General features: G+C 74.5%; 10 protein-coding genes and 1 tRNA gene. 6 read left to right on the forward strand and 5 right to left on the reverse strand.

Annotated features, from left to right (window positions below):
• Positions 1–101: 101 nt before the first annotated feature.
• Positions 102–1685: a Na+/H+ antiporter gene (locus ACIPLC_RS19505; RefSeq protein WP_400474240.1), complete on the reverse strand. Its 1584-nt coding sequence runs from the start codon at positions 1683–1685 to the stop codon at positions 102–104.
• 194 nt (positions 1686–1879) lie between these two features.
• On the opposite strand from ACIPLC_RS19505, the gene ACIPLC_RS19510 reads away from it, so the two are divergent.
• The 4 genes from ACIPLC_RS19510 to ACIPLC_RS19525 all read left to right on the forward strand — a co-directional run bounded on the left by ACIPLC_RS19510 (position 1880) and on the right by ACIPLC_RS19525 (position 4674).
• Positions 1880–2788 (forward strand): NADP-dependent oxidoreductase, encoded by a 909-nt coding sequence (locus ACIPLC_RS19510; RefSeq protein ID WP_400474241.1) that lies wholly within the window; start codon positions 1880–1882, stop codon positions 2786–2788.
• 74 nt (positions 2789–2862) lie between these two features.
• Positions 2863–2936, forward strand: a tRNA-Lys gene (locus ACIPLC_RS19515).
• Positions 2937–3067: 131 nt separating this feature from the next.
• Positions 3068–4039: a GlxA family transcriptional regulator gene (locus ACIPLC_RS19520; protein WP_400474242.1), complete on the forward strand. Its 972-nt coding sequence runs from the start codon at positions 3068–3070 to the stop codon at positions 4037–4039.
• Positions 4039–4674, forward strand: coding sequence for a DJ-1/PfpI family protein (locus ACIPLC_RS19525; RefSeq protein ID WP_400474243.1), 636 nt, complete (start codon positions 4039–4041; stop codon positions 4672–4674). The genes ACIPLC_RS19520 and ACIPLC_RS19525 overlap by 1 nt, the downstream gene beginning before the upstream one ends.
• Here the strand turns inward: ACIPLC_RS19525 and ACIPLC_RS19530 are convergent.
• Positions 4671–5861, reverse strand: coding sequence for an MFS transporter (locus ACIPLC_RS19530; RefSeq protein ID WP_400474244.1), 1191 nt, complete (start codon positions 5859–5861; stop codon positions 4671–4673). The two genes, ACIPLC_RS19525 and ACIPLC_RS19530, sit on opposite strands and share 4 nt — an antisense overlap.
• A gap of 62 nt (positions 5862–5923) precedes the next feature.
• Positions 5924–7609, reverse strand: coding sequence for a chitinase (locus ACIPLC_RS19535; protein WP_400474245.1), 1686 nt, complete (start codon positions 7607–7609; stop codon positions 5924–5926).
• A gap of 236 nt (positions 7610–7845) precedes the next feature.
• Here ACIPLC_RS19535 and ACIPLC_RS19540 point away from each other — a divergent pair, with 236 nt between their 5' ends.
• Positions 7846–11070, forward strand: a complete 3225-nt coding sequence (locus ACIPLC_RS19540) for a S41 family peptidase (RefSeq protein WP_400474246.1) — start codon at positions 7846–7848, stop codon at positions 11068–11070.
• A 79-nt stretch (positions 11071–11149) separates the two neighbouring features.
• On the opposite strand, the gene ACIPLC_RS19545 is transcribed toward ACIPLC_RS19540, so the two are convergent.
• Positions 11150–11383, reverse strand: a complete 234-nt coding sequence (locus tag ACIPLC_RS19545) for a hypothetical protein (protein ID WP_400474247.1) — start codon at positions 11381–11383, stop codon at positions 11150–11152.
• A 173-nt stretch (positions 11384–11556) separates the two neighbouring features.
• On the opposite strand from ACIPLC_RS19545, the gene ACIPLC_RS19550 reads away from it, so the two are divergent.
• Positions 11557–12363, forward strand: a complete 807-nt coding sequence (locus tag ACIPLC_RS19550) for a phosphoribosyl-dephospho-CoA transferase MdcG domain-containing protein (RefSeq protein ID WP_400474248.1) — start codon at positions 11557–11559, stop codon at positions 12361–12363.
• Between the two features lie 11 nt (positions 12364–12374).
• Here ACIPLC_RS19550 and ACIPLC_RS19555 read toward each other — a convergent pair whose 3' ends face one another.
• The gene (locus ACIPLC_RS19555) at positions 12375–12590 is read right to left on the reverse strand and encodes a hypothetical protein (protein WP_400474249.1); all 216 of its coding nucleotides are present in this window, start codon (positions 12588–12590) and stop codon (positions 12375–12377) included.
• Between the last annotated feature and the right edge of the window lie 279 nt (positions 12591–12869).

Below are 12869 nucleotides of genomic sequence, written 5' to 3' on the forward strand. Positions count from 1 at the left end.
GCGCCGACTCCGTTGACGGCCTGCCCGGGCTCAGCCTATGCAACCGCGGAGCCGGTCGCGCACATTCCGCCCGGCGGGGGCCGCTGCCCGTCAACGCCCCGTCACTTCCGTTCCGAGCGCAGGTCCAGCCCCCGCAGCACCTGGTCGACCAGCTCCGGATCGGCGCCGAGCTCACTGCGGGCGGCGAGCATCTCGCGCCGGGAGGCGGCGATCATCTCCTGCTCGACCTCCCGGGCGGCCCGCCACTGACCGAGCCGCAGCTTGGCCTCGGCGGCCTCCTCCTCGGCGTAGTTCTCCGGGCAGAGCCGGGCCAGCCGGTCGTGCTGACGGTCCCGCAGGCGGTCGGCGACCTCGGCGGGCAGCCGGTCCTGCTCCTCCAGTTCGCCGAGCCGCTTGAGCCCGGCCTTGGCGGCCCGCCACCAGAGCTGGCGGACGGCCTGCTCGTGCTTGTCCTGGTCGATGTCCAGTTCGAGCCGCTTGGCCAGCCAGGGCAGGGTGAGGCCCTGCACCAGCAGGGTGAACAGCACCACGCTGAAGGCGATGAAGACCAGTCGGCCGCGCTCGGGGAAGTCCTCGCCGGAATGGAGGGAGAGCGGGATGGCGAGGGCCAGGGCGACGGTGGCCACGCCGCGCATGCCGGACCACCAGAGGATCACGCTCTCCTTCCAGCTGAACGGGGTGTCCTCGTCGTCGCCGCTGCGCAGCTTCTTCGACAGCCAGCCGGCCGGCAGCAGCCAGAGCAGCCGGACCACCACAACCACCCCGATGACCACGGCGGCGTCCCCGATGAAGCCGGTCCAGCCACGGCCGGCCTCCTTGAGCACGGTGGCCAGCTCCAGTCCGATCAGGCCGAAGGCGACGCCGGTGATCAGGATCTCGACGACCTCCCAGAAGGCGTTGCCGACCAGCCGGTAGGAGACGGCGTCGGCGTCGGAGGCCCGCTCGGCGAGGTAGAGCGCGCAGACCACGACGGCGAGCACGCCGGAGCCGTGGATCTCCTCGGCGATGGCGTAGGCGGCGAAGGGCACCAGCAGGTTGAGCGCGACCTGCTGGGTCGGGTCGTCCAGGCGTTCGGCGAGCTTGGTGTTGACCCAGCCGAGGGCGATGCCGACGACCACGGCGAGCACCGCGGACAGGATGAAGCGCAGCACCGCGTGGCCGATCGAGAAGTCGCCGCTGACCACGGCCTCGATCGCCAGCGAGTAGACGACGATCGCGGTGACGTCGTTGAACAGGCCCTCGCTCTCCAGGATCGCCACCAGGCGCCGGGGCAGGCCGACGCTGCCGGCCACCGCGACGGCGGCCACCGGGTCGGGCGGGGAGACCAGCGCGCCGACCGCGATCGCGGCGGCGACCGGCAGGGCGGGCAGCAGCCAGTGCACCGCCCCGGCCACTGCGGCCGTGGTGACCACCACCAGGGCGACGGCCAGCAGCAGGATCGAGCGGACGTTGGCCTTGAAGTAGCGCACCGAGGAGCGCCGGGCGACCGCGAAGATCAGCGGCGGCAGGACCAGCGGGAGGATCAGCTCGGGCTCGATGGTGACGTCCGGGATCTGCGGGACGAGCGCCATGACGATGCCGAGCAGGGTCATCAGGACCGGTTGCGGCACTCCGGTCCTGCGGGCGAGCGGCATGGTCACCACGGAGGCGAGCAGCACCAGGAAGAACAGGGGCAGCTGGCCCACGGAAACGTTCCTCTCGACGACGGACGGCTGAGCGCCGCCCAGGATAAATCTGACAATGCACCCATCAGTGAAGACACGCCGAACAGGAGCTTGACCTCAAGCGGACTTCAGGTCCGAGGATCGGGGGCAGTCGAACAGTCGAACATGCCAAACATGCCAAACATGTCGAATCGGTCGAGAGGGCGGGAGCAGAGATGAAGGCGGTCACCGTGACGGGGTCGGGCGGTCCGGAGGTCCTGCGGGTCACCGAGGTGCCCGACCCGGAGCCCGGGCCGGGCCAGGTCCGGGTCCGGGTCTACGCGGCCGGGGTGCAGCCGGTCGACCTCGCCATCCGGGAGGGCTTCCGCCCGCCGGGGGCGGTCGTCGAGCCGCCGTTCGTCCTCGGCAACGAGTTCGCCGGAGTGGTGGACCGGCTCGGGCCGGACGGCTCCGGCTGGCAGGTCGGCGACGAGGTGTTGGGCTTCCGCTTCCTGGACAGCCAGGCCGGGCTCGTCACGGTGGACGCCGCCCAGCTGGTGGCCAAGCCCGCCGGCATGCCCTGGGAACAGGCCGGCTCGCTCTCCGCCTCCGGCCAGACCGCACACCTGGCGCTCACCCTGCTCACGGTCGGCCCCGGCGACACCGTCCTGGTGCACGGCGCCTCCGGCGGGGTCGGCACCGTCGCGGTCCAGCTCGCCCGGGCCTGGGGCGCCACCGTGATCGGCACCGCGAGCGAGCGCAACCACGACCACCTGCGCGAACTGGGCGCGATCCCGGTCGCGTACGGCGAGGGGCTGGTCGAGCGGGTCCGGGCGGTGGCGCCGCAGGGCGTGGACGCCGCCTTCGACGCCGCCGGGCGGGGCGCCCTGGAGGCCTCCGTCGACCTGGTCGCCGACCGCGACCGGATCGGCACCGTGGTCGACTACGCGGGTGCCGAACGGCTCGGGGTGCGCCGGCTGCGCGGGGAGCGGACGGCCGCCCGGCTGGCCGAACTGGTCGCGCTGTGGGAGGCGGGCGGGCTGCGGCTGGAGGTCGCCGAGACCTTCCCGCTGGAGCGCGCCGCCGACGCCCACCGGCTGGTCGGCACCGGGCACGTCCGGGGCAAGGTGGTGCTGACCCCCTGAGCCGGGCCGGGGCGGGCGTCCGGGCCGATTGTGTGTTTCGGCTGCTGACCAGGTAATGTTCTCCGCGTCAGCAGGCGCCGCTAGCTCAGTTGGTTAGAGCAGCTGACTCTTAATCAGCGGGTCCGGGGTTCGAGTCCCTGGCGGCGCACAGACAGCCGGAAGGCCCTTCGCGAGAGCGAGGGGCCTTCCGGCGTTTTGCCGTACGCGCCCGCCCCCGGTGGCAGGAAAGGTGGGAAACCGGTCATTGCTGCCACCGCAGCCCGGTGACAGGCTGGCCGCATGAGAGCGCGCAGCGTGGTCGTCGTCCTCTACGAGGGCGTGCAGAGCCTCGACGTGACCGGCCCCCTGGAGGTGTTCGCGGGGGCGGGCGCGGCCTCCGGGCGGCCAGGGGGCTACCGGGTGACCACCGCCTCCCTGGGCGGCGGGCCGGTGCGCAGCCACAGCGGGCTGCGGCTGCTGCCGGACGCGGACCTGGCCGAGGTCGGGCCGGTGCACACCCTGCTGGTCCCCGGCGGGCAGGGCACCAACCGCCCGGACGGCACGCTGGTGGCACGGATCCGGGAGCTGGCCGGCCGGGCCGAGCGGGTGGTGTCGGTGTGCACCGGGGCCTTCCTGCTCGCCGAGGCCGGGCTGCTGGCCGGGCGCCGGGCCACCACGCACTGGGCGTACTGCGAGGCACTGGCCCGGCGGTTCCCGGACGTCGAGGTCGATCCCGACCCGATCCACGTCCGGGACGGGAACGTCGCCACCTCGGCCGGGGTCACCGCCGGGATCGACCTGGCGCTGGCCCTGGTCGAGGAGGACCTGGGACGCGACGCCGCCCTGCTGATCGCCCGCCACCTGGTGGTCTTCCTGCGCCGGCCGGGGAACCAGGCCCAGTTCAGCACCCAGCTGGCCGCCCAGGTGGCGGCCCGGCAACCGCTGCGCGAGGTGCAGCGGTGGATCGCCGAGCACCCGGAGGCCGACCTGTCGGTCGAGGCACTGGCCCGCCGGTCGGCGCTGTCACCGCGGCACTTCGCCCGGGCCTTCGCCACCGAGGTGGGGGTGACCCCGGGCCGGTACGTGGACGGGGTCCGGCTGGAGGCCGCCCGGCGGCTGCTGGAGGACACCGCCGACGGCATCGAGGAGATCGCGCGCTCCTGCGGCTACGGCACCCCGGAGGCGATGCGGCGCGCCTTCGTCCGGTCCCTGGCCGCCCCGCCCGCCGAGTACCGACGCCGCTTCCGACCCGATCCTGTTGGAGGACACTGATGCGCATCGCCGTTCTGCTCTACGACCGGTTCACCGCCCTGGACGCCGTCGGCCCCTGCGAGGTGCTGTCCCGCATCCCCGGCGCCGAGGTGGTGTTCACCGCCGCGAAGCGCGGCCCGGTCCGCACCGACATGAAGACCCTGTCGCTGACCGCGGAGGCCGCCCTGGACGAGGTGGACGCGGCCGACGTGCTGCTCGTCCCGGGCGGTCCCGGGACGGAGGCCCGGCTGGCCGACCAGGCCGTGCTGGAGTGGGTCCGCGCGGTGGACGCCACCACCACCTGGACCACCTCGGTCTGCTCGGGCTCCCTGCTGCTGGGCGCCGCCGGACTGCTGGCGGGGCGCCGGGCCACCTCGCACTGGTGCTGCCTCGACGCGCTGAAGAAGTTCGGGGCGGAGCCGACCGGGACGGAGCGGGTCGTGGTCGACGGCAAGTACGCGACCGCGGCCGGGGTCTCGGCCGGGATCGACCTCGCGCTGACGCTGACCGGCCTGCTGGCCGGGGACGCGACCGCGGAGGCGATCCAGCTGGTCATCGAGTACGACCCGCAGCCGCCGTACTCGGCGGGCTCGGTCGCGACGGCCCGGCCCGAGCTGGTCGCCGAGCTGCTGGCCAACGGGCTCCAGCTGCGCTAACGGCGCCCGGTCGGGAAGCCGTGGCGGCGGGCGGCGGCGACCACCGCCAGGACGGGCAGCATCAGGGCGAGCACCGTCCAGGGCAGGGCGCCGGTGCCCAGGCGGCCCAGCACCAGGCCGCCGACCACGCCGCCGCCCGCCATCGCGGCGTTCCACAGGGTGACCAGCATCGTCTGGGCGGCGTCCGCCCGCTCGCCGCCCGCGTCGCCGACGGCGGTCTGCAGCAGGGTCGGGGCGCCGCCCCAGCCCAGGCCCCAGAGCAGGGCGGCGGCGTGCACCAGCGGCGTGCTGTGCGACCAGAGGCCGAGCAGGCCCGCGGTCAGGGCGACCAGCAGCGCGCCGCCGATCGTCAACTGCCGCAGCCGGCGGTGGATGTGGGCGCCGGTGAACCAGATGCTCGCCAGCGAGGCCAGTCCGAAGACCAGCAGCACGGTGTCGGTCGCATCGCCGAGGCCGGTCCGGTCGAGGAAGGGCGCGATGTAGGTGAACAGGATGGTGTGGGCGAGCACGAGGAGCACCGTCACGGCGAGCACCGGCGCCACCCCGGGCACGGTGAGCGCGCTCCGCACCGGGGCGCGCTCACCGGCCGGTTGGCCGGGCTGGTCCGGCAGCAGGGCCGCGATCCAGCCGATCACGCCGAGCGCCAGTGCCGTCATGGCCAGGAAGGGCACCCACCAGGCGAGCGCCTGGCCGAGGAAGGTGCCGACCGGCACTCCCAGCGACAGCGCCACCGGCACGCCCGCCATCGCCACCGCCATCGCCCGGCCCTGCTGCTCGACCGGCACCAGCCGGCGCGCGTACCCGGCCAGCAGCGCCCAGGCGAGGCCGGCCGCGACGCCCGCGAGGAAGCGGGCGGCCAGGGTGAGCGGGTAGTTCGTGGAGACCGCGGTGACGGTGTTGGCGGCGGCGAAGCCGGCCATCGCGGTGAGCAGCAGCCGCTTGCGGCCCCAGCCCGCGGTGGCCGCGGTGAGCGGGATCGCGGTGGCGGCGGTCCCGAGCGCGTAGACGGTGACGGTCTGCCCGGCGGCCGACTCGCTGACGCCGAGGGCCCCGCTCATCCCGGGCAGGACGCCGGCGGGCAGGGTCTCGGTGAGCGCGGTGACGAAGACGGCGGTGGCCAGGGCGAGCAGGGCGGGGAGCGGGAAAGGGGGACGGGCTACGGGAGTCGGGAGCTGTGTGGTCGCCATGGGAACCATGCTCGATCCTCACACCGGTGTCAGGTTCAAGCACGGTTCCCACGGACGGCACGTCAGCGGTGGAAGTAGCCGTCGAAGTTCTTGGAGAACTCCCGGCCGCCGAACTGGTCCCAGTTGACGGACCAGGTCATCAACCCGCGCAGGTTCGGCTGGGCACCCGAACGCGGCACGTACGTCCCGCAGTTGGCCAGCCTGGTGAGGCAGTCCAGGGCCTTGTTCACCTCGGCCGGGGCGACGTAGCCGTTGCCGGCGTTGGTGGTGGCCGGCATGCCGATGGCCACCTTGGAGGCGGGCAGCGGCGGGAACACGTTGGCGGTGTTGCCCGCCACCGGGAAGCCGTTGAGCAGCAGGTCGGTCATCGCGACGTGGAAGTCGGCGCCGCCCATCGAGTGGTACTGGTTGTCCAGGCCCATGATGGAGCCGGAGTTGTAGTCCTGGACGTGCAGCAGGGTGAGGTCGTCGCGCAGCGCGTAGATGACCGGCAGGTACGCCCCGGCCCGCGGGTCCTGACCGCCCCAGGGGCCGGAACCGTAGTACTGGTAGCCGAGTTGGACGAAGAAGGTCTCCGGCGCCATGGTCAGCACGAAGCCCGGGCCGTACTTGGCCTTGAGGGTCTTCAGCGCCGAGATCAGGTTGACGATGACCGCGCTCTTCGGGTTCTTGAAGTCGGTGTCGCCGGTGTCGAGGGAGAGCGAGTGCCCCTCGAAGTCGATGTCCAGGCCGTCCAGGCCCCACGTGTCGATGATCGCCGAGACCGAGCTGACGAAGGTGTCGCGGGCGGCGGTGGTGGTCAGCTGGACCTGGCCGTTCTGGCCGCCGATCGAGATCAGCACCTTCTTGCCCTGGGCCCGCTTGGACGCGATGGCGGCCTTGAAGTCGGCGTCGGACTCGACGGTCGGGCAGTCGGTGGGCGAGCAGCGGTTGAAGCGGATGTCGCCGGAGGTCGGGGAGGTGGGCTCGCCGAAGGAGAGGTCGATGAAGTCCCAGGAGTTGGGGACGTCGGCCATCCGGGTGTAGCCGGCGCCGTTGGCGAAGCTGGCGTGCAGGTAGCCGACCAGGGCGTGGCTGCCGGCGGGCGGCGGGGTGGTGGGCGTGCCGGTCGGGGTGCCCGTCGGCGTACCGGTCGGGGTGCCCGTGGGGGTCCCGGTGGGGCTGCTCGTCGCGGTCGGGGACCCGGTGGGCGTCGGCGTCGGGCTGGGGGCGCCCGGGCCGTCCAGCGAGACGTCGTCCGCGTAGTAGGTGCCCTGGCCGTACCAGCCGTGGGTGTAGACGGTGGCGCTGGTCTGGGTGGCGCCGGTGGTGAAGCTGAGGCTGAGCTTCTGGTAGCCGCCACCGGTGCCGGGGGTCCAGGTGCTGGGGCCGCCGCCGTCGACGCCCAGGTAGACGTACGAGCCGTTGACGTACGCGCTGAGCGTGTAGGTGGTGCTGGGGGCGACGGTGACGGTCTGGCCGCACTGGGCGGTGTCGCCCGCGGTGGCCGCGGCGGCGAGGGCGTAGCCGCCGCCGTGCACCGGGCTGGTGACGACGCTGCCGGTGCCGCCGCTGCAACTCCAGGGGCCGAGCGAGCCGGACTCGAAGCCGCCGTTGACCAGGAACTCGCCGGCCGAGGCGGTGGGCGCCAGGCCCAGGGTGACGCCGACCAGGGTGGCCGCGGCGACGGCCGAGGCGGTGCCGGCGGCGAGCAGGGTGCGGGACTGCCTCCGGCGGGCGGGGGCGGGTACGGGTGTGGATCTGCGCATGCGGGGGCTCCTGCGATGGCGCGGTCGTGGGGGACGTCCGAGGGCACGCCGGAGCACGCGCCAGTGGGGGGTAACGGCCCGGCCTGGCACCCAAGTTGGACTAGACCACTGAAGTGGATTCGACACTGCGGTGTCAATGGTCCAGACCGGTCGGCACCTGCTGCGGCCAGGGCGGCCGGCGGCCCCGACGGGCCGCCCCGGTTGCCGGGGGTGACACCCCGTCGAAGGATGGAGGGGTGACCCCGCCCGGCTACCTCCGCTACCCCCACCTGCACGGCGGGCTGCTCGCCTTCACCGCCGAGGACGACGTCTGGATCGCCCCGCTGGACGCCGACGGCGCCACCGGCCGGGCCTGGCGGGTCAGCTGCGACCGCACCCGGGTCAGCCACCCCCGACTCTCCCCCGACGGCCGCACCCTCGCCTGGACCAGCTGGCTCAGCCTGACTCCCGAGGTGTGGACCGCCCCCGTCGAAGGCGGCGAGGCCGAACGGCTCAGCCACTGGGGCAGCCAGGACACCCGGGTGCGCGGCTGGCTGCCGGACGGCGAGGTGCTGGCCGTCACCTCTTACCACGAGCCGTTCGGCCACTACACCTGGGCGCACGCCCTGCCGCCCGACGGCTCCCCCGGCCGCCGGATGCCCTGGGGCCCGGTCGGCGACGCCCAGATGAGCCGCGAACGCACCGTGCTGCTCACCGGCGCCGCCCCGCACGAGCCCGCCGCCTGGAAGCGCTACCGGGGCGGCGCCACCGGCCGGCTCTGGGCGGACGGCGAACAGATCCTGGCCAGCCACCCCGGCCACCTCGCCTCACCCATGCCGGTCGCTGGCCGGATCGCCTTCCTCTCCGACCACGAGGGCATCGGCAACGTCTACTCCTGCCGCCCCGACGGCACCGACCTGCGCCGGCACACCGACCACGCCTCCTACTACGCCCGCGAGGCCGCCACCGACGGCACCCGGATCGTCTACCAGCACGCCGGCGACCTCTGGCTGCTGGACGGCCTGGACGCCCCCGCCCCGCGCCGGCTCACCGTCCCGCTCGGCGGCGCCCGGGCCGGCCGCCGCCCGTACCAGGTCGGCGCCGCCGCCCAGGTCAAGGACCTGGCCTGCGACCAGACCGGCCGGGCCGGAGTGATCACCGTGCGCGGCAGCCAGTACTGGCTCACCCACAAGGACGGCCCGGCCCGCGCGCTCGCCGACACCCCCGGGGTCCGGACCCGGCTGCCGGTGATCCTCGGGCACACCGGCGAGGCCGCCTGGATCACCGACGCCGAGGGCGCCGACGCGATCGAGGTGATGCCGCTGCCCGGGCACGAGGGCGGCACCGGGCACGCGACCCCGGAGAAGCACCACCACCGGGTGCTCGCCGCCGACCGGATCGGCCGGGTCCTGGAACTCACCGCCTCCCCCGACGGCGCCCACCTCGCCGTCGCCGCCTCCGACGGGCGGCTGCTGCTGGTCGCCGCCGCCGACGGCGCCGTCCGCGAACTCGCCGCCTCCGGCTACGGGCCGGTCTCCAGCGCCCGGTTCTCCCCCGACTCGCACTGGATCGCCTGGTCCCAACCGGTGGCCGGGCGCTCGCTGCGCCGGATCCGGCTCACCCGCACCGACGCGCCCGGGCCGGTCACCGAGGTCACCGACGGCCGGTTCGAGGACGAGCAGCCGGTGTTCACCCGGGACGGCCGCTACCTGGCCTTCCTGTCCTGGCGCGGCTTCGACCCCGTCCACGACGTCCACACCGGCGACCTCTCCTTCCCGCTCGGCTGCCGCCCGTACCTCGTCCCGCTCACCGCCGACACGCCGTCCCCGTTCGCCGCACCCGCCGAGGACGGCGGCCCGCGCGGCAACGGCGGCGGCGACGGCACCGTCCGCGTCGACCCGCAGGGCATCGGCGAACGGCTGCTGCAGTTCCCGGTGATCGCCTCCAAGTACTCAGCCACCGACGCGGTGCGCGGCGGCCTGGTCTGGCTGCGCTGGCCGATCTCCGGCACCCTCGGGCAGACCTTCGCCAGCCCCGACGACACCTCCGGCCGCCCCTCGCTGGAGTACTTCGACCTCGCCCGGGGCACCCGCACCACCCTGGTCGACAACCTGGACGGCTACGCCGTCTCCGGGGACGGCGGCTCGATCGCGGTGTACTCGGCCGGGAGCCTGCGGATCGTCCCGGTCGCCGCCCCCGGCGCCGGCAGCACCGTCGACCTGCGCCGGATCACCCACACCGTGCACCCGGCCGCCGAGTGGCGCCAGGCCTACCACGAGGCCGCCCGGATCGTCCGGGACCAGTTCTGGGACGAGCGGATGTCCGGCCTGGACTGGCCCGCCCTGGTCGCCCAGTACGAGCCGCTGCTGGAACGGATCTGCTCACCCGACGACTTCGCCGACCTGCTGCGCGAACTCCTCGGCGAACTCGGCACCTCGCACGCCTACGTCACCCCGTCCCGGCGCGCCGAGGGGCCCTCGCTCGCCCAGCAGCCGCTCGGCCTGCTCGGCGCCAACGCACACCACTCCCCCGACGGGCGCTGGCTCGTCGACCGGGTCCTGCCCGGCGAGACCTCCGACCCGCGCGCCCGCGCCCCGCTCGCCGCCCAGGGCGTACGGGACGGCGACGAACTGCTCGCCGTCGGCGGCCGTCCGGTGGACCCGGTGCGCGGCCCACTGCCCCTGCTGGCCGGCACCGGCGGCACCACCGTCGAACTGGCCCTGCGCAGCGGCCCGGACGGCCCGGTGCGGCGGATCACCGTCACCCCGCTGACCGACGAACGGGCCGTCCGCTACCAGGACTGGGTGGCCAAACGCCGCGCCCTGGTCCGGGAGTTCAGCGACGGCCGGTGCGGCTACCTGCACATCCCGGACCTCGGCGGCTCCGGCTGGGCACAGTTCAACCGCGACCTGCGGCGCGAGCTGGACAAGCCCGCGCTCGTCCTGGACGTGCGCGGCAACGCCGGCGGCAACGTCTCCGAACTGGTCCTGGAGAAGCTCACCCGGCACGTCCTCGCCTGGGACTTCAGCCGGGACCGCCAGCCGGTCCGCTGGCCCCGGCACGCGCTGCGCGGCCCGCTGGTGGCGCTCGCCGACGAGGCGACCAGCTCGGACGGCGACGTGGTCATCGCGGCGATCAAGCTGCTCGGCCTCGGCCCGGTGGTCGGCAACCGGACCTGGGGCGGGGTGGTCGGAATGACCGGACGGCACACCCTCGGCGACGGCACCCGGATCTCGGTGCCCAAGAACGCCTCCTGGTTCGCCGGCGGGCTCGGCTGGTCGGTGGAGAACCGCGGCGTCGAACCGGACGTGCACGTGCTGCGCACCCCGCGCGACTGGGCGCGCGGGCGCCACCCCGAACTGGTCGCCGCCGTCCAGCTGGCCCTGGACCTGCTGGAGGACGCGCCCGCCGCAGAGCCCCCGCCGGAGGACACCCCCCGGCCGGACCTGCGGCGCCCGCCGCTGCCGCCACGGGCCCCCTGACCTGGGGGGTCCTGGGGGGTCCTGGGGGCCCTGGGGGGGGTCCTGGGGGGTGTGGATTGGGGGGTGTGGATTGGGGGGGTCAGTCCCAGGGGTCGCCCTCGGCCGTCATGTTCTCGGCGGCACGCCGGTCGGCCTCCTCCTGCTGCTGCGCGGCGCGCCGCTCCGACTCGCGGGTCTCGCGGGTCTCGCGGGTCCGCTCGATCTCGGGGCTGTACGCGTCGGCGGCCTCGTCGTGGGCCAGGGCGGCACGCTCGGTGGCGTCCTGCCCGGTCGCCTCGTGCGCCTTGTGGCGGAACCTGTCGAAGATGCCCATGACTCCTCCTCCGGACGAATACCGGGCTGCCCCCACTCTCACACCGGGCGCGCGGGGGCGCACGTTGAGCCTTTGGTCCCTGGTGAACGCGCCCAAGGGCCGTAGCGCGGGGACGGGCGCCGGGCAGAGATTGGAGCCGTCGGCCGAACTGACGCCACCGTCTGGAGCCCACCGTGACCGTCGTACCTTCCGCCCGCCAAACCCGGCGCACCGCCGAGGACCCCCACGACGGACCGCGCCGGCGGGTCGGCCCGCTGGCCGCACTGGACGGGCGGCTGCCCGGCGCCCACGACCTACTGCTGATGCAGTGCCCCAGTTCGCTGCGCCCGCTGGCGGGCGGCGAGCTGCCGGACTGGGCGCGGGCCGTGCTGCGGGCCCACCCCTGGGCGACGGTCGGCCGGGCGCCCTCGGTGGTCGGCGCCCCGGCGGACGTGCCGCACCCGCAGCGCTGCACCCGGGACCCGGAGGCGGCGCCCGAACAGTGGATCCCGGTGATCGTGCGCGGCCCCCGCCCCGGGCAGCGACTGGACGCGCTGGCACCGTGGGCGGCAGTGGCCCGGACACTGCGGCCCGAGCAGCTGGCCGAGCGGCGCGGGCGGCTGGCCCCGGAGCGGGTCGCCGGGATTCCGGCGCTCGCCCTGCTGCCGGAGGTCGGCCGCCTGGTCGCGGACCACCGGCTGGCCTGGGGGCCGATCGGCGCGGTTGGCTACGAACTGGGCACCGGCGTGCCCGTCGCCGGGCCGCTCAGCCCGCTGCGGCTGGTGCTACGCGCCCCGCACCCGATCAGCCGCCGGGACGCGCTGCAGCTGCGGCGGACGCTGAGCAAGCTGCCGGTACCGGTGCAGGCCGAACTGGAGACCCGCTACGGCGCGGTGCAGCTCGCCGAGTACGCGGCCTCGCCGTACACCCTCACCCTGCTGACGCCGGACGGGCCCCGGGAGGTCCGCGATCCGTGGTTCCCGCGCGGCCCGTTCGTCTGAGCCGCGTCGTATCAGTTGGGGCGGTTGGGCGGCCGGGACGCCGTCCGAGGCCGGCGACGGGGTGCCGGGGCGTGGAGTCCGGCCATGGCCTCGTACAGCTCGGCGTGCAGGGCGTCCCGGGCGGCCTCGTCGCAGGTCTGCCGGATGTGCCATTCCTCGGCGAGTACCCGTTCCACCGCCGCGACCGCTCGGCGTCGCTTGGGGCTGAGCCAGAGAAGCGGTGGCACGAACTGAAGGTGTGCGCCCCAGAGCCACAAGCAAATGACCCGAGCCTTACGCATCAGGCCGAGGATCGCGCGGCCGAACATCGGCATCACGGCTCACCACCTTCCGGACCTTCCGGCGGCCGAGGACGACGAGGGGTTCCTCGAACGGCTGGTCCGCCAGGTAGTCCGACGACCAGGCAACGCCCCACCGGGCGCAGTTCGGGCAGTTCCACGTCCGTCCGGCCGCGTTGGCGTCGTTGAGCAGATCGACCGGGGCGCAGCAGTCCGGTGCGGGACAGG

It is taken from the genome of Kitasatospora sp. NPDC086801, from assembly GCF_044745805.1.
Lineage (GTDB): Bacteria > Actinomycetota > Actinomycetes > Streptomycetales > Streptomycetaceae > Kitasatospora.